The organism is Pseudomonas sp. GW821-FHT07F01 (genome assembly GCF_059418825.1).
Genome location: NZ_JBWKQO010000001.1, coordinates 554,387 through 574,290, shown reverse-complemented (window position 1 = coordinate 574,290; position 19,904 = coordinate 554,387). Strand labels below are relative to the sequence as shown.

The window sequence follows — 19,904 nt, the reverse complement described above, 5'->3', positions numbered from 1 at the left end:
GCAACGTCCCGGTCCCAAGCTGTTTGTCAGAACCGAGCGCGGGCCAATCTAGTCGGTTTGTCGGACACGGATATTGATCTGGGCCAAGCAAACGGCTGCCTCGCACCCGACGGTGGCCAGCCCTTGCAAAACTGCGATACCGCGCACAAAAACGCCGCTGGCGGCAATGGCCGGCAGCGGCGTTCGGGAAGGCCCGGGCCCGTTCGGGCCGGGCTTTATAGCTTGAATCAGTGCATGAACAGGGCGATCAGGATAATCACCGGGATCGGCACACCGAGGAACCACAAGAGTAATGAGCGCATGGGAAATCTCCTGGATCAGTGAACGGGGGTGGGGGCTACGGTGCGCGGCTGGACATCGCTTTCAAGCCAGACCACGGCGTCCCGACGACGACCGCCAAAGGTCGCCGCGAGGCTGGCGAAGAAGGCCCCGCACAGCAGCGCGATAAACATCCACAGCGACGACCAGGCAGCCACCTTGGCTGCGGTGTCGGCAGCTTCCTTGGCGGCCTGCTTGGCTTCTTCCACGGCCTGGCGGGTCTTGGCGAAGACTTCATCGACCCGACGCTCGGCATCGGCCTGGCTGAGGTTGGTACGCTGGGCCACCAATTGCGCCAGGTAGCTGCGGTCCTCAGGGGCCAACTGGCCGTCGTTGCTCAGGGTGCGCACGAAGATCCGCGATACCGTGCCACGGGCCGCGTCATCGCTGACCGCCGCCGGGCGATCGTCGCGGAACAGGCTGTCGACGAAGTAGCCGTAGTCATCCTGGGAACCCTGGGCGGCAGCATGGCCAGCCACCTGGGTCATGGCACCGGCGGCGCCGGAAGCCACCTGGGCGCCGGCATGCACGCCGCCGCTGATGACGCTGCTGACCGACCCCACCACCAAAGTCGCGGTGACCAGGGTGGCCACGGCCCAGGCCAGGAAGCCATGGGCGGTGTCGCGGAAATACACTTCATCGCCATGCAGGTTGGCCCACTTCACCCGCAGGCGCCCGGCGATGTAACCGCCCAGGCCGGCAGCGATGATCTGCGTCACGGCCAGCCAGACAATGCTGGAAATGCCCAGGCCCTTGGCGCTGATGCCGCTGCCGGCCCAGGGCGAAACCGCGGAAAAGCCCAGGCCGAAGCCCAGCAACAGGAGGATCAGCGAAAGAGCGGCGGCCGCCGCGGCGCCGGCGAAGATCGCCGCCCAGGACACGCCCGAGTGATGACTCGAGGCATCTGCGGTGGCCAGCAGGTGTTCAGAGGGTCTGTTCATTGTTGTTCAGCTCCAGGCATGAAAAATGGTGTTACACGTCTCGAAGGGACAAGTGCAGCCACCGTGCCAGTTGCACGAACTTTATAAGCTCTTTTATTTCAATGACTTGCGATAAGCAGACAATCCCGGATCGTGCAATTTACCGGCCCGGGAGTTTTCGGGCGGGCGTTCTGCACGGCCCGCCCGGTGCTCAGGCCTGCCGGCTCCGGTAGAGCTCCCGGCCGCGGGTCCAACACAGGTGCACCACCAGTACCAGGATCCACAGGGCCAGCAGCAGGTTGCCCACCAGGGTCAATTGCCCGATGCCCTGCCCCCACAAGGTAAAGAGCGGCAATGCCAGCCAGGCCGAACGACGAAAATCCAGCAGCCGCATGATTGCCGGCACGGCCACCGCCATCAGGGCGATGACCAGGACGTCCAGGCCGCGATACGCCAGCATCCAGCGCGCATAGCGAGGGTCGGCAGCATAGGCCTCCAGGTAACCGGGCAGGCGCAGCGCCAGATCCACGGCGAGGCTCAACAGCAGGCTGGCCAGCAGCAGCCACAGCAGGCCTTTGAAACGTGATGCGTAGTTCATTGCACAACACCTTGATACACAGAAGGTCAATCGGGTTTTCAATGCCGCTTGTAGCTCTTGTTGCCACTGGGGGTCAGGCAGTACACCCCGCCCCGGGGCCCGGTGCAGAAACTGCCGCTGCCACAGCTGCATCCCTGGGCGTCGCGCAGCAGGGGCTCGGCCCGCGGGGTAGTGGAGCGCTGGCCGGCCATCAGGGCGCAGTTCTTTTTCGACGCGCTGATGGAGCCGTCGTTGCACAGGAACAGCTCGCCGTCGCAACGGGCGATGCCGCCCTTGCGCCCGGAACAGGGCTGGTTGGCCGCCAGCACCGCGCTGCTGCACAGCACCATCAGGCAGAGAAAGGACAATGGCTTCCAGCCAACCCGGGGCAGGCCCGTCATGGATGTGCCTCCTGGCCATAAAAGTGGCGCGATAATATCAGGCAGCGCGGCCTCTGGCAGGGGCTTGTTCAAGGTCTGGACAGAGTCCTGGAGGCGCAGATGAAAGTTTTTTTAGAATTGCGGCCGCCGTTTCTTGGCAAAATGCCCGCCTGTGTCACGAACCGCCAAACAGGTAACGCCTATGACCCGCATTCTGACCATCGAAGACGACGCCGTGACCGCCCGGGAAATCGTCGCCGAACTGAGCAGCCACGGCCTCGACGTGGATTGGGTGGACAATGGCCGCGAGGGCCTGGTGCGCGCCGTGAGCGGCGACTACGACCTGATCACCCTGGACCGCATGCTGCCGGAACTGGACGGTCTGGCCATCGTCACCACCCTGCGCACCATCGGTGTGTCGACACCGATCCTGATGATCAGCGCCCTCTCCGACGTCGATGAACGGGTGCGCGGCCTGCGGGCCGGGGGCGACGACTACCTGACCAAGCCCTTCGCCTCCGACGAGATGGCGGCCCGGGTCGAAGTGCTGCTGCGGCGCAAGAACACGGTCAAGGATTTCGACACCAGCCTGCGGGTGGCGGACCTGGAACTGAACCTGATCAGCCGCGAGGCAACCCGCGCCGACCAGTTGCTGAGCCTGCTGCCCACCGAATACAAGCTGCTGGAATTCCTCATGCGCAACACCGGCCAGATCCTCTCGCGGATGATGATCTTCGAGGAGGTCTGGGGCTATCACTTCGACCCCGGGACCAATCTGATCGACGTGCACATCGGCCGCCTGCGCAAGAAGATCGACCCGCCCGGCATGACCCCGTTGATCCGCACCGTGCGAGGCTCGGGTTATGTCATTGCTGAACCCCTCTAAAGGCTGGCGTTCCTCCAGCAGCCGCCTGCTGGCGCTCTACAGCACGCTGTTCGTGGCCTGGAGCTGCATCCTCATGGGGGTGCTGTACTACGAGGTTTCCACCTACCTGGACAGCCTGGCCAAGCACTCGCTGATGCAGCGCCAGCACCTGTTCGCGCGCTTCGAGGGCGACCAGCTGGTGGAAGCCCTGACCACCAGCATGACTTTCGACATGCGCGCCATCGACGCCTACGGCCTGTTCGATGAGCAGCGCCGGCCCCTGAGCGGGCCGATCCGGCAGATACCCGACGACCTGCCCCTGGACGGCAAGATCCACGAACTGAAGAACTGCATCGACTCCGACGACCCGAGCCTGCCCCGCGACAGCTGCGACGCCGTGGCCACCCACACCCGGGATGGCCGCTGGCTGGTGCTGGTGCGCGACAACGGCTCGCTGTTCGCGGTGACCCGGATCATTCTCCACGCCCTGCTCTGGGGCATTTCCCTGACCATCATTCCCGGCGCCGCCGGCTGGCACCTGCTGCGCCGCCGGCCCTTGCGGCGCATCCGCCAGATCCAGGCCAGCGCCGAAGCCATAGTCGCCGGCGACCTGACCCGGCGCCTGCCGCTGTCGGACCGGCGTGACGAGCTGGACATGCTGGCGGCCATCGTCAACGCCATGCTCGAACGCATCGAACGGCTGATGCATGAGGTCAAGGGCGTGTGCGACAACATCGCCCACGACCTGCGCACCCCGCTGACCCGCCTGCGGGCCCAGCTCTATCGCCTGCAGCAACAGGCCGAGGAAGGCTCGCCCCAGGCCCTGCAGATGGACCAGTTGCTGGCCGAGGCCGACACCCTGATGGCGCGCTTTCGCGGGTTGCTGCGGATTTCCGAACTGGAGGACCAGCAGCGGCGCTCGGGCTTCCTGGTGCTCGACCCCCTGCCCCTGCTGCACGAGCTCTATGACTTCTACCTGCCCCTGGCCGAGGAAGGCCAGTTGACCCTGGTGCTGGATGTACCGGCGAGCCTGCCCAGCCTCACCGGTGACCGCGCCCTGTTGTTCGAGGCCCTGGCCAACCTGCTGAGCAACTCCATCAAGTTCACCCCACCGGGGGGCGAAGTGATCCTGCGGGGGATTGACGACGACGGCAGCCCGCGCCTGGAAGTGCTCGACTCAGGCCCCGGAATACCCGCAGCGGAACGGGCGGCGGTGTTCCGGCGCTTTTACCGGGTGGATGAAAACAATGCCCAGGGCGGGTTTGGCCTTGGCCTGTCGATCGTCGCGGCGATTGTCAGCCTGCACGGTTTCAAGCTTGAGGTGGGCAGCAGCGAACGCGGCGGCGCGCGCCTGAGCCTGGACTGCCGGCCGAGCCTGATTGCCGACAATTGATCCCGGCCTCCACGCCCCTATGATCCGGTGCCTGTGGCCCTGTGGCCCTGTGACCCTGTGATCCTGTAGCCGCTGCTGAGCCTGCGAAGCTGCGAAAGGCCGGGCCGCGTTCGGTACGCAGGGCCTTGCTTGACGATCTTGCGCCAAACCTTCCGCGCTCTCGCGACCCCGGCGCCTGCTGCGTCGCAATGCCGCCCAAGCCGTTCACAGCCTGCGGCAGCGGCTACAAGGCCTTGGGCAGTTGCCAGCCGTAGCGCACCGAGAGCATGCGCAGGGCGAAACAGACGGTGCCCGCCAGCCAGGCCGACCATAAAGGCGGCACGCCCAGGCGCCGGGCGATGACCAGGCTGGCCGCGCCGACAAAGGCCGAGCTGGCATACAGGTCGACCTGCAGCACCAGGGGAATGCGGGCCAGGACAATGTCGCGAATCACCCCGCCCCCCACCCCGGTCACCGTACCCATGAGCATCGAGACAAAGGGCGAGATGCCGAAGTTCTGCGCCTTCTGCGTGCCCGCCACGGCAAACAGCCCCAGCCCCGCGGCGTCCAGCAGAATCAGCAGCGGCCCGGACCACCCCAGCACCCAGTCCCGTGCCACGAAGGCCAGCCCGCCCATCAGCAGCGCCAGCGCCGGGTACCGCCAGTCGGCCACGGCCTTGGGCGGCGTGGCGCCAATCAGCAGGTCACGGGTCACCCCTCCGCCAAGGGCAACGATAAAGGCGATCACCATCACCCCCAGCAGGTCCAGTTGGGCGCGCATGGCGCTGATCGCACCCTCCACGGCAAACACCGCAGTGCCCGCCAGATCCGCCACCAGCACGATGTTTTCCAGGCGCCGGGGCAAGCCCTGGGCCCGGGCGTTCATGGGCCCATCCAGAAAAGCGAGGTGATCAGGAAAATACGGCGCGGCAACAGGGTTGAAGGCATGCCCGGGCACCTGCAAAAGGCTGGAGATGACGGCCGGGAACCCGACCGTCGACCCTTTGCTTATAGTTCAGGCCGTGGGCTGTCGCCATCGACCGGCCTCGGTGCAAGGCCGGGTTCAGGGCGCCAGATCGAGCTGGCCCAGGGAGTTGCTGCCCAGCTCATAGAGCAGTTCGTCGATGATCTTCTGCACATCGGCCTCGCTCTGCAGCGCCCGGGCGCTGAGCCCGGTCACCACCAGGTCGACCCGGCCGCTGGCCGGCTCGAACACCCGCAAGGTCAGGGTGCCGTCACCGGCGTTGCTGAAGCTGCAGGCCAGGGGCGCCAGGCGCTGCTCGATACAAGCGCGCAACTGCGCCAGGGTGATGGCCGCCGGCATTTCAGCGGCGCCGCAGCAGCAGGCCCGCCAACAGCCCGACGCCGGCCAGCAGGGCCACGCTCAACAGCGGTTTGTCCCGTACCCAGCGAGCGCCCTGGTCCAGGGCCTGGCCGTACTTTTCCTGCAATTGCCCGGCGGCTTCCCGGGCCATGCCGCGGGCTTGCAGTTGCTCATCATCCAGCCACTCACCCACCACGGCCTCGGCCTTGCCGGCCACCTTGCCCACTGTGCCCTTGATCTGTTCGCTAGCCATGCTGGCGCTCCTTCTACTGCGGTTCATGAATGGCAGAGGCCCGATACAGAGCCCTGCGCAGAATCACAGGATAGAAAGGCCCGCCCCCGGGCAAAAGGCGCATTTGCACTGGTTGCACTGGTGCATTTGCACCGGGTCAGCCGGCACTGCCGGCAAACAGCCCGCGCTCCCGGGCCCAGACAATGGCCTCGCCGCGGCTGTGCACATCGAGCTTGGAGTACAGGGTGGCCACGTGATTGCGCACGGTGTTGGGGGCCAACTGCAGTTGCGCGGCAATTTCCTTGTCCGCCAGCCCCTGGTAGATCAGCCCCAGGACCTCGCGCTCGCGGGTGGTGAGCTCGGCAGAGGTTACCGCCGGGGCTTGCGCGCTGCGGGTGTTGCGCACATTGGCGAGCTTTTCGATCAGGGTCTGGCTGAACCAGGAGGCATCACGCATCACCTCCTCGATGGCGCCCACCAGTTCCAGCTCCGAGCGCTTGCGCTCGCTGATGTCCATCAGCACCAGCAGGTAGCAGGGGCTGTCCTGGATCAGCACGGTATCGGCGTAGGCCACGCAGTCCACCTGCTCGGCGCCCTTCTTGCGCACCTTGAGGTCCAGGCCCATGACGTTGCCGCTTTTCTCCAAGCGGCCGAACAACTGCTCGGCGGCCTGGGGCTCGGCGATAAAACCGATGTCCTGCACGGTCTTGCCCAGCAGCTCTTCGCTGCTGTAGCCGCAGGTGTCGAGAAAGGCTTCGTTGACATCGACGATCTGCTGCTCGGCGCTGCACACCAGGGTCGGCACCGGGGTCAGGCGGAACGACTTGGCGAAACGCTCCTCGCTCTGGCGCAGGGCGATCTCGGCCTTGCGCCGCGGCTCCAGGTCCATGAAGGAAAACAGCATGCAGTCCTCGTCGTTGATGTCCAGCGGCTGGCCGGCGACGATCACCAGCTTGCTGCCGCCCTCGGGCAGGCGCAGCTCGGCCTGCATCTGCGGGATGGTCGCGCCCTGCCCCAGGCGTTCGACGGCCAGTTCCTTGTGCTCGGCGTCTTCCAGCACGTCCAGCTCGTAGACCGAACGGCCGATCACCTGGTCCCGGGCATAGCCGGTCATCTCCAGGAAGCCCTGGTTGACCTTGATGTAGCGCAAATCCCCCAGGCGGCAGATCACCGCCGGCGCCGGGTTGGCGTTGAAGGTCTTCTCGAAGCGCTGCTCGGCGCTGGCCCAGTCGGTGGCGTCACTGAGGATCAGCACCAGGGACTCCGGCGCGCCATTGCGGTCCTCGAGGATCATGCTGCGCACCCGGTGCACCCAGTGCCGGGGTTCGCCGTCGATCTCGGCCTGGACCTCCACCACCACGTCGCTGAAGGTTTCTCCGGCAGCCACCCGGTTGATGGGGTAGCTGTCCAGGCCCAGTGGATGGTTGTTGCGGTAGCGCAAGGCATAGCGCCGGGCGTATTCGCGCAGATTGCCGCCCAACTGCTCGACCGTGCTGACGCCGTGCATGGCCAGGGCCGCTTCATTGGCCCAGAGCAGGGTACGGGGCTTGTCGGTCTCGATCAGGATCACCCCGTCGGACAGGCCGGAGATGATCTGCTGCAATTGGCGGCGGTTGGTTTCGGTGGCAAGTACGGCCTGGCTCATGGCATCTCCGGAAGAACCCGACGCTGCGCCAAACATCCCGCACGCCGGAAAAAAGGGGGCTGCAACTACGACCACGGCGCGCCGCCATCGTGCCCCGGCCCGAGCGCTGGAGCCCCTTTGGGCAACGGAGTAAGCTGCCCCGTCCGGATTGCGGGCCAGCCGCCAGCCCGGCGACACCGGCCAGCCGCCCCTCGAGGAATGACGCATGATCACCATCCGTGAAGCCGACAGCCGCGATATCGACACCCTCCAGGCCATTGGCTGCGCCACCTACCGCGAGCACTTCGCCGCGATCTGGAGCACCGAAGGCATGCAGCAGTTCCTGGCCCAGGATTTTGCCCCCGCCCCCCTGGAACAGTCCCTGGCCGACAAGCACCTGCACCTGTGGCTACTGGCCCTGGACCCGCAGCAGCAGCCCATCGGTTTTGCCAAGCTCAACTGGAACCGGCCACTGCCCGATGGAGCCCGGCGCGGGGCCGAACTGCAGAAGATCTACCTGCTCAAGTCCGAGGCCGGCAAGGGCTATGGCCGCCGCTTGCTGGAGCATGTGCTGCAACGGGCCAGCGCTGCCGGTGAGCCCTGCCTGTGGCTGGACGTGCTCAAGAGCAACAGCGGCGCCCGGCGCTTCTATGAAAGCGCCGGCCTGCGGCAGGTCGACGAGGTGCCGTTCAGCACCGACCTGGAACAGATCGGCATGTGGGTGATGGCCTGCGACCTTCCGCGCACCGGCGAACGCACGGCCTGAGGCTCAAGATCCCGTCCAGGGGCAGCGCCTGCTCCGTCCCCCCCTCCCTCCAGAACCCTGCACGTTCAGCCCTTCCGGCGGCCTGAACGTGCGGCGCCCGCAACAAAGCGACTAGTCCGAATAGACGATGTCCAGACCCCGCTGCATTTCCGATAGTCCCTTCCCCCCCTCCACAACCCTACGGTACCTCGACGCAAAAACAGACATTCAGAGGCAGCAATGAAAAAAACAATAACGCCTTACGCTTTCTCCACCTTGCTCGCAGTTCCCGGTTCCTTGCTCCTGTTCAGTTCCCCGCTGGCCGCCCTGGTCTTCGAAATCGGCGACGACCTCAAAGTGCAGAACAGCAACGTCGTCTCCTATGGCCTGGCCTGGCGCACGGCAAAGCCGGCCCATGCCCTTGGCGGGCGCAACAATGCCAACGGCAACGACGGCAACAACGCTTTCGACCGGGGCAGCCTGATCACCCATCGCCTGGGCCTGGTCAGCGACGCCGACTTCAACTTTCGCCGTGACTTCGGCCTGTTCGTGCGCGCCAGCGCCTACTACGACAATGTCTACCATCGCCGCAATGACAACCACACCGGCACCTCGAACTGCTATGCCGCCGGGCAATGCTCGCGCCCCGACCAGTTTTCCAGGCCCACCCGCGACGCTCACGGCGGTGCCGTGGAAATGCTCGACAGCTACCTGTATGGCAGTTGGCAAGTCGCTGACAGGCCCTTCAACCTGCGCCTCGGGCGCCAGGTGGTCTACTGGGGCGAGAGCGTCTACAACGGCAACGGCATTGCCTCGACCATGAGCCCGTTTGATGCCAGCAAATCCAACGTGCCCGGGGTCGAGATCAAGGAGCGTACGCTGCCGACCGGCCAGCTGTTCGCCTCCTACAGCCTCACCGACGCGCTCGACCTGCAGTTCTATTACCAGTACGAGTGGAAGAAGAGCCGACTCAACGCGGTCGGCAGCTACTTCTCCACCACCGACCTCCTCGACAGGGGCGGCTACAGCAACTCCACCGGTCAACTGGTCCGCTTGAAAGATGACGAACCCCGCGACAGCGGGCAGTTCGGCCTGGCCCTGCGCTATGTCGCCCAGAGCCTGAACAACACCGAGTTCGGCCTCTACCGCCTGCGCTATCACAGCAAGACACCGGTGGTGGACAACCTAAGCCGCCGCGGCAGCTACCAGGCGCGCTACTTCGAAGGCATCGAACTGTATGGCGCAAGCTTCGCCACGGTCGTGGTCGACACCAACATCAACGGCGAGATCAGCATCCAGGATCGCCTGCCCCTGGCGATCGACCTCGGCGGCGCCCGCCACACTGCCCGCGGCAGGACCGGCCAGGTACTGCTGTCGATGACCCACGGCTTCGGCCAGACGCCCTTTTCCGACAATTTCACCCTCAATGGCGAGGTCGGCTACAACCGCGTCTTGAGCAACGACAGTGCCTACCTGCCCCAGCGCACCCCCAGTGACAAGCTCTGGAACGACCGTTCGGCCTGGGGTTACACCTTGCGCGCCAGTTCGCGCTACATCGAGATCATGCCCGGATGGGACCTGACCATCCCGCTGTCCTTCAACCAGGGGGTTAACGGCAACTCCTCTCTGGGCAGCTACAACCAGGGCAGGAATCGGCTGTCCCTGGGCGGCACCCTGGAGTACCTCGGGAACCTCTCCCTGGAGGCCGTCTACAACGCCTACCTGGGCAGCCCCCGGTACAACAACCAGAGCGATCGCGACCACATCGCCCTGAACGCCAAGTACAGCTTCTGACCCTCGCCCAGACAACCGGAGAACATTCCATGTCCTGCCAAACGCAATTCCCTGCCTTTGTGCTCGCCGGCCTGCTCGGCCTGTGCCCCCTGGCCCAGGCCGCGCTCAGCGAGGCCGAGCTGGCTCGCCTCGATCAAGATCTCACGCCCGTCGGCGCGGAGCGTGCCGGTAACGCCGACGGCAGCATTCCTGACTGGTCCGGCCAGTGGCGCGGCACTCCGCCCCATGTGCAGTTCGCCGGCAGCGGCTCGCTGTACCCCGATCCGTACGCCAAAGAGCGCCCGTTGTTCAGGATTACCGCGCAGAACCTGGAGCAGTACCAGAACCGCCTCAGTGACGGCCAGATCGCCCTGTTCAAGCGCTATCCACGCAGCTACTGGATGGACATCTATCCCAGTCATCGCGACATGCGCCCGAGTGCGAAAATCGAAGAGCAAATCCGCGAAAACGGACGCACCGCTCGACTCACCGAGGATGGCAACGGCGTCACCGGGGCCTGGGGCGCGTCGCCGTTCCCGATCCCGAAAAACGGCAACGAACTGATCTGGAACCACGCCCTACAAGGGCGGGGGCCCGGCGAGGAAGGCGTCTACAGCCTGGTCGTCACCCTGGCCAACGGCAAGCAGGCACGTCAGGTCCAGCATCACCAGACGCTCAATATCTGGACCAACCCGGACAGCCCCCGGCAAGACGACCGCGACGCCATCAACAGCCACTTCATGTACCGGACCCTGGAACCGGCCCGGGAGCTGGGCAAGATCACCTTCGGCCACGGCTTCGTCGATCCGGTGGCCAACGCCCAGCAGAGCTGGCAATACGACCCGGGCAGCCGACGGGTGCGGCGCGCGCCCAACGTCGGCTACGACAATCCTTCCAGTGGCGCCAGCGGCGGCCTGCGGGTCAACGATGACAGCCGCATGTTCAATGGCGGCACCGACCGCTACCAGTGGACGATCATCGGCAAGCGCGAGCTGTTCATCCCCTATCACAACTATGCAATCAGCGACCCCGCGACCACCCTGGCCAAGCTCACCGAAACCATTGGCCACCCCAACCCCGAAGCACTGCGCTACGAATTGCACCGGGTATGGGTACTGGAGGCCAGCCTCAAGCCCGGCAACCGTCATGTGTATGCCAAACGCCGCTTCTACATCGACGAAGACACCTGGGGCGCGGTCATGGCCGACAGCTATGACGCCCGCAACCTCCTCTGGCGCACCAACCTGCAGACCACCTTCTACGCCTATGACACCCAGAGCTATCAGGCGGGCCCATCGGTGTATCACGACCTGATGTCCGGGGCCTATCTGGTGGATCGCCTGACCAATGAGCACGGCCCGATCCGCCTGACGGACCTGGCCCACGATGCCAGCGATTTCACCCCCGCCGCCGTGCGCAAGCGCGCCAAATGAAGACTCACGGAGAGCACAACATGACCCGATTCGACCTGGCCCTCGGGGCCGCCCTGCTGTGCACCATCGCCACAGCCAATGCGGCCCCAGCCGAGCAGCCAGCGCCCCCGCAAGAACTGCCCGCCAGCGAACGCCAGGCGCTGCGCGACCTGAACCTGGCAAGCGCACCCAACCTGCGCGACCTGGGTGGCTACCGCACGGCCGACGGACGTAGCGTGAAGTGGGGCCTGCTGTATCGCGGTGGAGCCCTGGACTCACTCAGTGCCGAAGATCAACGCAGGCTGCAAGGCCTGCAACTGCAGCGTGTGGTGGACCTGCGCAGCCGCGAGGAAATCGCCGACGCCCCCGACCGCCTACCGCCTGCGCTCATGGAGCGGCGGATCGAGATGCCGATCAGTGCCGGCAACATCGACATCCGCGAGCTGACTCGGCGCATCAACAGTGGCGACACCGCCGAGCTGCACCTGGACGATGTGCTGGTTCGGGCCAACATCCAATTCGTCCGCGAGCAGAGCCCGCTCTTCCGAGCCTGGCTGCATGGCCTGCTCGATGACCAGGGCACCCCGGTGCTCTACCACTGCACCGCGGGCAAGGATCGCACCGGCTTCGCTTCGGCCATGGTGTTGCTGGCCTTGGGGGTGCCGGAAGCTACGGTGATGGAGGACTATCTGGCGTCCAACCGCTTCCTCGGGGAAAAAAACCGCCGGATCGCCGAACAAGTCCGGCTCGCGTCAAAAGGCCGTACCGATCCTGCCCTGCTACAGCCCTTGCTAGGCGTCGAGGCGCGCTACCTGCAAGCGGCGTTCATGGCCATGCGCGAAGACTACGGCTCGGTGGAGAACTACCTGCGCGAGGGGCTGGGGGTCGATGCCGCGTTTCGCTCGCGGCTGCAAAGCAAGTTCCTCGAAACCGCCGCCCCCTGATCAGTTGCGGCACTCAGAGACCCAGGGCCTTGAGCCGCCGGTACAGGGTCCGCTCGCTCAGGCCCAGGGCCCTGGCCAGCTCACTGCGCGAACCCTCGAACACCTCCAGGGCATGGGCCAGTTGCTCCAGGTCCTTGTTGCCGCGGCGGCGGCCGGGGGGCGCTGGTGCCGGCGTGCTGCGCAGCTCCGGCGGCAGGTCCGCCAGGCGGATCACCCCGTCGTCGCTGAACAGCCGCGCCCGCTCGAGGATGTTGCGCAGCTCGCGGATATTGCCCGGGTAGGTGTACAGGCTCAGTTGGGCCAGGGCCTGGGGATCGACCCGCGGCACCACCCCGGGGTCAAGCCGGCGCAGCAGGCTGTCGATCAGCAGTGGCAGGTCGTCGCTGCGTTCGCGCAAGGCCGGCAGGCGGATCGGGAAGGCGCTGATGCGGTAGTACAGGTCCTGGCGGAAGGTGCCGGCGGCGACCATTTCCTTGAGCGGCTTGTGGGTCGCCGCCACCAGGCGGAAATCCGAGTGCACGGTGCGCAGGCTGCCCACCGGGCGAAAGCTGCCGGACTCGATCAGGCGCAGCAGTTTGACCTGCATGGCCAGGGGCACTTCGCCGATCTCGTCGAGAAACAGGGTGCCGCCATGGGCGGCTTCGGCCAGGCCGATCTTGCGCTGCAGGGCACCGGTGAAGGCGCCCTTTTCATAACCGAACAATTCGCTTTCCAGCAGGCTTTCGGTAAGCCCGGTGCAGTCCACCACCACCAGCGGCCCGCTGGCCCGGGGGCTGCCGTCGTGCAGGGCACGGGCGAACAGCTCCTTGCCGGTGCCGGATTCACCCTGGAGCAATACCGGGATCGGCGCCGGCGCCGCCCGCTGCAAGGCGCCCAAGGCTTCGTTGAAGGCCGGCGAGCGCCCCACCAGGCCCTTCTGCTGGGGTTGTACCGAGGCCACGGCCACCGAACTCAGGCGCTCGACATAGGCCACCACCGTGCCGTCTTGGCCAATGATCGGCCGCAGCTCCACGTCCACATGTTCCGGCCCCCGGGGCGTGTGGTGGATGTGCAGCATGCGTTCCGGTACGCGGCTGTCATGGGCCTTGCGCATCGGGCAATGCTCGCCGGCCTGGTCGCAGGGCACGGCGAACTGATGGGACACCCGGTAGCACTTGGCGCCCACGTGGGGCTTGCCGGCCACGCCGAACTGACGCTGGTAAGCGGTGTTGGCGGCGATGATGTTGTAGTCGGTGTCCAGCACTATGGTGGGCTGCGGGTCGTGTTCGAGGTAGGACACCAGGGCGGACATCGGTGGCGGGACTAGGTCGGTGGCAATCAGGGACATGGGCAACTCCGGGGCAGAGGCGGCAGCTTAAAGCATGGGCGCCATCACTGCCATTTTCTGCCAGCAACTGCCAAATGACTGCCAACCCCGGGTGACAGTCCTGGCGACAACACATCACCAAGGGGTTGAAAAAGCGTCTAGACCAATGAACAGGCGCCAAACGACGCCGTTTCGGGTTGGCACGCTTATTGACACTTCAAGAAACGAGCGTCAGCGCAGACTGCCCTCACCTTCATTGCCTGGAGTGCCCCATGATCATCAGCGACACGCTGCGTGTAGAAGCCTTTTTCGACAGCCATACCTGGACTATCAGCTACCTGGTGATGGACCTGGCCAGCCGCCACTGCGCATTGATCGACAGCGTGCTGGACTACGACCCGAAATCCGGCCGCACCCACACCGAGTCCGCCGATCGCCTGATCGCCCGGGTGAAAGAGCTGGACGCCCGGGTCGACTGGATCCTGGAAACCCATGTGCATGCCGACCACCTGTCGGCCGCCGCCTACCTCAAGGCGCAGCTCGGGGCCCAGGTGGCCATCGGCAACCAGATCACCCGGGTGCAGAAGACCTTCGGCGCGCTGTTCAACGAAGCCCCGGCCTTTGCCCGGGACGGCAGCCAGTTCGACGTGCTGCTCGAAGACGGCGCCGAATTCGCCATCGGCGGCCTCACCGCGCGGGCCATGCACACCCCGGGGCATACCCCGGCCTGCATGACCTACCTGGTGCAGGTCGGCGACGAAACCCTGGCCTTTGTCGGCGACACCCTGTTCATGCCCGACTACGGCACCGCCCGCTGCGACTTCCCCGGGGCCGACGCGCGGACCCTGTACCGCTCGATCGGCAAGATCCTCGCCCTGCCCCCCAGCACCCGGCTGTTCATGTGCCACGACTACCTGCCCAACGGCCGCGAGCTGCAGTACATGACCACCGTCGCCGAGCAGCGCGCCAACAACATCCACATTCACCAGGGGGTCGACGAAGACAGCTTCGTGGCCATGCGCGAAGCTCGCGACGCGACCCTGGACATGCCGGTGCTGATCCTGCCTTCAGTGCAGGTCAACATGCGCAGCGGGCACTTCCCCGAGCCCGAGGACAACGGCGTGAGCTACCTGAAGATTCCCCTGAACACCCTATAACTATTACCTACTCCACACGGAGACCTTGCCATGCGCCCCTTCAACCCGGCCCTGCCCACTGTCGACGGCAGCCACCAGGTGCTGATCGTCGGTGGCGGTGCCGCCGGCATCGCCGTTGCTGCCAGCCTCTTGACCCGCGATCCACACCTGGACGTGGCACTCATCGACCCTGCCCGGCACCACTATTACCAACCCGGCTGGACCCTGGTGGGCGCCGGAGTATTCAGCGCCCAGTCCACCGAGCGCGCCATGGCCGAGCTGATGCCCCAAGGGGTCAAGTGGATCCAGGACGCGGTCAGCCGCTTCGACCCGGAACACAACGCCCTCGTGCTGGAGGACGGCCGGGTGCTGGCCTATGACCAACTGATCGTCTGCCCCGGGCTCAAGCTCGACTGGGCCGCCATCGACGGCCTGCCCCAGGCCCTGGGCAACCACGGCGTGACCTCCAACTACCGCTACGACTTGGCGCCCTACACCTGGCAACTGGTGCAGCAACTGCAACAGGGCGAGGCGCTGTTCAGCCAGCCGCCGATGCCGATCAAGTGCGCCGGAGCGCCACAAAAGGCCATGTACCTGTCCTGCGACCACTGGCTGCGCCACGGCCGCCTGGGGCAGATCAAGCCGCGCTTCCTGAATGCCGGCGGTGTGCTGTTCGGCGTCGCCGACTACGTGCCGGCGCTGATGGAATACGTGAAGAAATACGCCATCGAACTGGATTTCGGCCATAACCTGGTGGCGGTGAACGGCCCGGCCAAACGCGCGACCTTTGTCCGCACCCTGGCCGATGGCCGCCAGGAAACATTGGAACGGGCCTTCGATATGCTGCACGTGGTGCCTCCCCAGTGCGCCCCGGACTTCATCCGCCAGAGCCCCCTGGCGGACGCCGCCGGCTGGATCGACGTCGACCCGGGCAGCCTGCGCCACAAGCGCTACGTGAACATCCACGGCCTGGGGGACGCCACCAATACCAGCAATGCCAAGACCGCCGCAGCGGCACGCAAACAGGCACCGGTGGTGGCCAACAATGTGCTGGTGGCCCTCAAGCGCCTGACCCGCCTGGCCGAATACGACGGCTACGGTTCCTGCCCGCTGACCGTGGAACGGGGCAAGATCGTCCTCGCCGAATTCACCTATGGCGGCAAGCTGGCACCGAGTTTCCCGCGCTGGCTGCTGGACGGGCGCCAGCCAACCCGTCGCGCCTGGTGGCTGAAGGAACGGATCCTGCCACCGCTGTACTGGCGCGGCATGCTCAAGGGCCACGAATGGCTGGCCCACCCGACCCTGGCCACGGACACCCCGAAAGCATGAGCGAACACAGTCTTCTGGGCGCCGGGCTGGGGGCGATCATTGGTGCGATCCTGGCCCTGACCGGGGCCGGTGGCGGCATCCTCGCCGTGCCGCTCCTGGTCTTCGGCCTGGGCCTGAGCATGGTCGAGGCTGCCCCCATCGGCCTGCTGGCGGTGGGCCTGGCAGCCAGCGTCGGCGCGGTGCTGGGGTTGCGCCAGGGCATCGTGCGCTACCGCGCGGCGGGGTTCGTGGCCGGCATCGGCATCCTCATGGCGCCGCTGGGCCTGTGGCTGGCCCACCGCCTACCCAACCTGCCGTTGGCGCTGCTGTTCTCCCTGGTGCTGCTGTACGCCTGCGGGCGCATCCTGCGCAAGGCCAGCCTGGAACTGAAACAGGGCCAGCCGGCGCCGCGCCCGGCCTTCATGCCCTGCGTGCTCAACCCGGCCCAGGGCCGCCTGCGCTGGACCCTGCCCTGCGCCCGGGCGCTGACCTTCACCGGGATGCTCTCGGGGCTGCTTTCCGGGCTGCTGGGGGTGGGTGGCGGCTTCGTCATCATCCCGGCCCTGAGCCGCTACACCAACCTGGACAGCAAGAGCATCGTCGCCACCTCACTGGCGGTGATCGCCCTGGTCTCCCTGGGCAGCGTGGTCACCGCCAGCCTCAGCGGGATCATGCACTGGGCGGTGGGCGCGCCCTTTGCCCTGGGGGCGGTCCTGGGGCTGGTGCTGGGACGCCAGGTAGCCAGCCACCTGGCCGGCCCGCGGTTGCAACAGCTGTTCGCCATCACCGGGATCCTCGCTGCCCTGCTGCTGGCCGGCGGCGCCCTGGGGCTGATTGCCCCTTGACCCCTTCGCCAGCCGGCTCCTGCAGCACCGTGTACGCCCCCCGTAGGAGCTGGCTTGCCAGCGAAGGCGTGCTCACAGGCGCCGTTGTCCTGACGCAAGATTCACGGCGCCTGGTCCGGCCCTTTCGCCGGCAAGCCGGCTCCTACGCTGAGAACGACCGGGGAAATATTGGCCTCTGCCGGTCCAGCGCTCGGGTGGCGACCATGACCTGGACCCATGTCCCCCAGGAGTGCGCCATGTCCACCGCCCAGTCCCTTGAACTCTGTTTCTGGCGCAAGATCGGCCGCTACGCCTCGCGCATCGGCCGGGCCTTGATCCAGAAAGCCCTATGGCTCTACTACGCCGCGCAACGGCCGCAAACCCCGATCTGGGCCAAGACCACCATCTATGCCGCCCTGGGTTACTTCGTGCTGCCGCTGGACATCATCCCCGACCTGATCCCCGGGGCCGGGTACGTCGATGACCTTGGACTACTGACCGGCTCAGTGGTGACAGTGGCCGCCCACATCAACGCCGAGGTGCGGGAACAAGCCAGCGCGCGCCTGGCCGACTGGTTCGGCAGCGAGTCGGAATGAGCCAGAGGTCGGCGCCAGGCTGGGCATTCGACTCACCAAGGCAGTGCAGCGCCCCCGACACCATGGCCACCCGACTCACCGCGCCTGGGTGTCCAGGGCATAGAACTCCTGCAACTTGGCCTGCAGCAGTTGCTTGTCCGGCAGTTGGGTCCGGTACTCGGCGATCAGCGCCGGTGACAGGGAACGGTTGAGGGCATATTCCACCACCTCGTCCTCCTTGCTGGCACAGAGCAACACGCCCAGGGCAGGGTTCTCGTGGGGCTTGCGCACCTGGCGATCCAGGGCCTCCAGGTAGAAGTCCAGCTTGCCCAGGTACTCCGGCTCGAAGCGCCCGACCTTGAGTTCAACGGCCACCAGGCAATTCAACCCGCGATGGAACAGCAGCAGGTCCAGGGCGAAATCGCGCCCGCCAACCTGCAGCGGATAGCCTGAAGCGACAAAGCAGAAGTCGCGCCCCATCTCGACCAGGAAATCCTTGAGTTGGCGCACCAGCCCCTGGTGCAGGTCGGCTTCGCCATGCCCCTGGGCGAGGTCGAGAAACTCCACCATGTAGGCATCCTTGAAGACCTTCAGGGCCTCGGGACGGGCCTGCTTCAAGGTTGCCGAGGCATTGGCCGGGCGGGTCAGCGTGCGTTCGAACAGCGCGGATTTGATCTGCCGTTCCAGTTCTCTGCGTGACCATTGTTCCTGGACCGCCAAGCGCAGGTAGAACTCACGTTCACTGGGCCCTTTGCTCTGTCCCATCACCACCAGATGGTGGCTCCAGGACAATTGTCGCACCAGTGGTGCGACTTTCTCGTCAGCACGATAGGCCTCATAAAACTGGCGCATGCGAAACAGGTTTGCCCGGGTAAAACCCCGCAGGCCCGGCTGCTGCCGCGCCAGGTAATCCGCCAATTGCCGGACCACGCCATCACCCCACTCCGCCGCCTCGATCTTGCGGCTGATATAGGCCCCGACCTGCCAATACAGCTCCACCAGTTCAGTATTCACCGCGCGCACTGCCCGCTGCCGCGCGGCGGTGATCATTTGCGCCACTTCGCCAAATGCCACTTCGGTGGAAGAGATCGCCGCTTCAGCCTCTTGCTTCATGACGCTCGCCCGCTTGCTGGGAGACAGGCCCCTATCATCCCGTGGCTCGCCATGGGCCTGAAGTCAGGCCCGTCTCTTTGTGGTGAGCGAAATGTCCTTGTTTGAGCGCGGTAAACAGCCCCGTCAGCCGGGCATGCAATTGAAGTCGTGGGTACTGGCTACCTGCTTGCCCTTGGCGTCATACAGGCGCGCCGACACCTCGCTCCCCAGGCTCGACTCCACCAGTGTGTAATGCTCCCCGGCCTTGAAGCCGCCGTAGCTGATGTGGCCGTCGCAGTCTTGCTGGTTGGAGTCGCCGACGTTCTCTTCAAACAGGGTCACGTCCAGGCGGTGAGCACCGGGCTTGACCTGGAAATAGCGACCATCGTCGATCTTCTGCCCGTCCACCCGTTCGGCCATCAGGTCGTTGGGCGCCTCTTCCTGCAGGCCGATCCAGGCCTCGCTGGGATTGGGCCGGGGCATGGGCCCGGCGCAAGCGCCGAGCAGGCACGCGAGGCCCAGGACGGGTATCAGCAGCAGCGGTTTGAGTGTCATGAAAATCTACCTTGGCAATGGAAAAAAAAGCCCTACAGGCAACTGAACGGCCGGCTCTGGGCCACCTGCCGGCCCTGGGCGTCCAGCAGCTCGGCGCTGACGTCCTGGCCCTGGCTGGACTCCACCAGTCGGTAATGGCCCCCCGCCTGGAACCCGGCATAGTCCAGGCGCCCCAGGCACTCGGGTTGCGCCGAGTTGCCGTTGGCCCCTTGCAGCAAGGCCATCTGCAAGCGGTGCTGGCCGGGGCTGACCTGGAAGTAGCGGCCATCGTTCAGGCGCTTGCCATCGACGCTGTCGGCCAGCAAGTCGTTGGGCGACTCCGGAGCAAGATCGATCCAGGCCTGCTGCGGATCGGCCTTGGGCAGCGGCCCGGCACAGGCCGAAAGCAGGCACACCAGGCCCAGGCCCGGCAGCAGCAACAAGGGTTTGAGGGACATGGAAGAAACCTCGCAAATGACAGTCATGAGTGCGGCGCAAGCCCGGGAAAAATCCCCTGCGCCGATGGCCACCAAGCTTGTCGAGGCCCCGGTGCGAGAACAAATGAATCCACATGAAAGGAAATACAGGCCTTACCTAAAACTTCCTTCACTTGGCTGAAAGCCGCGTGTTAGGTGGGTCGCTG

At 65.7% G+C, this 19,904-nt stretch carries 22 protein-coding genes; 11 read left to right on the top strand and 11 right to left on the bottom strand.

The window, feature by feature from the left end; translation table 11 throughout:
- Positions 1–317: 317 nt before the first annotated feature.
- The 3 genes from AC07R1_RS02680 to AC07R1_RS02670 all read right to left on the bottom strand — a co-directional run bounded on the left by AC07R1_RS02680 (position 318) and on the right by AC07R1_RS02670 (position 2,216).
- On the bottom strand, positions 318–1,259 hold the full coding sequence (locus AC07R1_RS02680) for a membrane protein (protein WP_011060872.1): 942 nt from the start codon (positions 1,257–1,259) through the stop codon (positions 318–320).
- Between the two features lie 190 nt (positions 1,260–1,449).
- A complete protein-coding gene (locus tag AC07R1_RS02675; RefSeq protein WP_258611813.1) occupies positions 1,450–1,836 on the bottom strand; it encodes a hypothetical protein in 387 nt (128 codons plus the stop codon).
- Between the two features lie 38 nt (positions 1,837–1,874).
- Positions 1,875–2,216: a YdcA family protein gene (locus tag AC07R1_RS02670; RefSeq protein WP_258611812.1), complete on the bottom strand. Its 342-nt coding sequence runs from the start codon at positions 2,214–2,216 to the stop codon at positions 1,875–1,877.
- A gap of 181 nt (positions 2,217–2,397) precedes the next feature.
- On the opposite strand from AC07R1_RS02670, the gene AC07R1_RS02665 reads away from it, so the two are divergent.
- The gene (locus tag AC07R1_RS02665; RefSeq protein ID WP_011060869.1) at positions 2,398–3,081 is read left to right on the top strand and encodes a response regulator transcription factor; all 684 of its coding nucleotides are present in this window, start codon (positions 2,398–2,400) and stop codon (positions 3,079–3,081) included.
- Positions 3,059–4,453, top strand: a complete 1,395-nt coding sequence (locus AC07R1_RS02660; RefSeq protein WP_011060868.1) for a sensor histidine kinase — start codon at positions 3,059–3,061, stop codon at positions 4,451–4,453. Before AC07R1_RS02665 ends, AC07R1_RS02660 begins: the two co-directional genes overlap by 23 nt.
- A gap of 223 nt (positions 4,454–4,676) precedes the next feature.
- Here AC07R1_RS02660 and AC07R1_RS02655 read toward each other — a convergent pair whose 3' ends face one another.
- The 4 genes from AC07R1_RS02655 to AC07R1_RS02640 all read right to left on the bottom strand — a co-directional run bounded on the left by AC07R1_RS02655 (position 4,677) and on the right by AC07R1_RS02640 (position 7,633).
- Positions 4,677–5,318, bottom strand: coding sequence for a trimeric intracellular cation channel family protein (locus AC07R1_RS02655; RefSeq protein ID WP_015635302.1), 642 nt, complete (start codon positions 5,316–5,318; stop codon positions 4,677–4,679).
- A 177-nt stretch (positions 5,319–5,495) separates the two neighbouring features.
- Complete coding sequence (locus AC07R1_RS02650; protein WP_015635301.1) at positions 5,496–5,756, bottom strand: DUF1652 domain-containing protein; 261 nt, start codon at positions 5,754–5,756, stop codon at positions 5,496–5,498.
- Between the two features lies 1 nt (position 5,757).
- Positions 5,758–6,009, bottom strand: coding sequence for a CsbD family protein (locus AC07R1_RS02645; protein WP_011060865.1), 252 nt, complete (start codon positions 6,007–6,009; stop codon positions 5,758–5,760).
- A 136-nt stretch (positions 6,010–6,145) separates the two neighbouring features.
- Positions 6,146–7,633: a PAS domain S-box protein gene (locus AC07R1_RS02640; protein WP_041117729.1), complete on the bottom strand. Its 1,488-nt coding sequence runs from the start codon at positions 7,631–7,633 to the stop codon at positions 6,146–6,148.
- Between the two features lie 205 nt (positions 7,634–7,838).
- Here AC07R1_RS02640 and AC07R1_RS02635 point away from each other — a divergent pair, with 205 nt between their 5' ends.
- The 4 genes from AC07R1_RS02635 (at position 7,839) to AC07R1_RS02620 (ending at position 12,486) form a co-directional block, all read left to right on the top strand.
- Positions 7,839–8,378: a GNAT family N-acetyltransferase gene (locus AC07R1_RS02635; RefSeq protein WP_077933952.1), complete on the top strand. Its 540-nt coding sequence runs from the start codon at positions 7,839–7,841 to the stop codon at positions 8,376–8,378.
- A 219-nt stretch (positions 8,379–8,597) separates the two neighbouring features.
- On the top strand, positions 8,598–10,151 hold the full coding sequence (locus AC07R1_RS02630) for a DUF1302 domain-containing protein (protein ID WP_495110075.1): 1,554 nt from the start codon (positions 8,598–8,600) through the stop codon (positions 10,149–10,151).
- Positions 10,152–10,180: 29 nt separating this feature from the next.
- Entirely contained in the window at positions 10,181–11,563 is a 1,383-nt protein-coding gene (locus AC07R1_RS02625) for a DUF1329 domain-containing protein (RefSeq protein ID WP_495110074.1), read from the top strand.
- Between the two features lie 20 nt (positions 11,564–11,583).
- On the top strand, positions 11,584–12,486 hold the full coding sequence (locus AC07R1_RS02620) for a tyrosine-protein phosphatase (protein WP_495110073.1): 903 nt from the start codon (positions 11,584–11,586) through the stop codon (positions 12,484–12,486).
- 13 nt (positions 12,487–12,499) lie between these two features.
- On the opposite strand, the gene AC07R1_RS02615 is transcribed toward AC07R1_RS02620, so the two are convergent.
- The gene (locus AC07R1_RS02615) at positions 12,500–13,813 is read right to left on the bottom strand and encodes a sigma-54 interaction domain-containing protein (protein WP_072452278.1); all 1,314 of its coding nucleotides are present in this window, start codon (positions 13,811–13,813) and stop codon (positions 12,500–12,502) included.
- A gap of 251 nt (positions 13,814–14,064) precedes the next feature.
- On the opposite strand from AC07R1_RS02615, the gene AC07R1_RS02610 reads away from it, so the two are divergent.
- The 4 genes from AC07R1_RS02610 to AC07R1_RS02595 all read left to right on the top strand — a co-directional run bounded on the left by AC07R1_RS02610 (position 14,065) and on the right by AC07R1_RS02595 (position 17,656).
- A complete protein-coding gene (locus AC07R1_RS02610; RefSeq protein ID WP_011060861.1) occupies positions 14,065–14,949 on the top strand; it encodes an MBL fold metallo-hydrolase in 885 nt (294 codons plus the stop codon).
- A 30-nt stretch (positions 14,950–14,979) separates the two neighbouring features.
- The gene (locus tag AC07R1_RS02605) at positions 14,980–16,257 is read left to right on the top strand and encodes an NAD(P)/FAD-dependent oxidoreductase (protein ID WP_053157919.1); all 1,278 of its coding nucleotides are present in this window, start codon (positions 14,980–14,982) and stop codon (positions 16,255–16,257) included.
- Complete coding sequence (locus AC07R1_RS02600; protein WP_011060859.1) at positions 16,254–17,081, top strand: sulfite exporter TauE/SafE family protein; 828 nt, start codon at positions 16,254–16,256, stop codon at positions 17,079–17,081. Before AC07R1_RS02605 ends, AC07R1_RS02600 begins: the two co-directional genes overlap by 4 nt.
- Positions 17,082–17,284: 203 nt before the next feature.
- Positions 17,285–17,656: a YkvA family protein gene (locus tag AC07R1_RS02595; protein ID WP_225368752.1), complete on the top strand. Its 372-nt coding sequence runs from the start codon at positions 17,285–17,287 to the stop codon at positions 17,654–17,656.
- Between the two features lie 75 nt (positions 17,657–17,731).
- Here the strand turns inward: AC07R1_RS02595 and AC07R1_RS02590 are convergent, their stop codons facing one another.
- From AC07R1_RS02590 to AC07R1_RS02580, 3 genes are all read right to left on the bottom strand, one after another.
- On the bottom strand, positions 17,732–18,748 hold the full coding sequence (locus AC07R1_RS02590) for a PDDEXK nuclease domain-containing protein (protein WP_495110072.1): 1,017 nt from the start codon (positions 18,746–18,748) through the stop codon (positions 17,732–17,734).
- A gap of 123 nt (positions 18,749–18,871) precedes the next feature.
- Positions 18,872–19,282, bottom strand: a complete 411-nt coding sequence (locus tag AC07R1_RS02585) for a PA0061/PA0062 family lipoprotein (protein ID WP_495110071.1) — start codon at positions 19,280–19,282, stop codon at positions 18,872–18,874.
- 32 nt (positions 19,283–19,314) lie between these two features.
- The gene (locus tag AC07R1_RS02580; protein WP_125063738.1) at positions 19,315–19,719 is read right to left on the bottom strand and encodes a PA0061/PA0062 family lipoprotein; all 405 of its coding nucleotides are present in this window, start codon (positions 19,717–19,719) and stop codon (positions 19,315–19,317) included.
- Between AC07R1_RS02580 and AC07R1_RS02575 the strand changes: the two genes are divergently transcribed.
- Positions 19,718–19,879: a hypothetical protein gene (locus AC07R1_RS02575; protein ID WP_346624170.1), complete on the top strand. Its 162-nt coding sequence runs from the start codon at positions 19,718–19,720 to the stop codon at positions 19,877–19,879. The genes AC07R1_RS02580 and AC07R1_RS02575 overlap by 2 nt on opposite strands.
- The last annotated feature ends 25 nt before the right edge of the window (positions 19,880–19,904 follow it).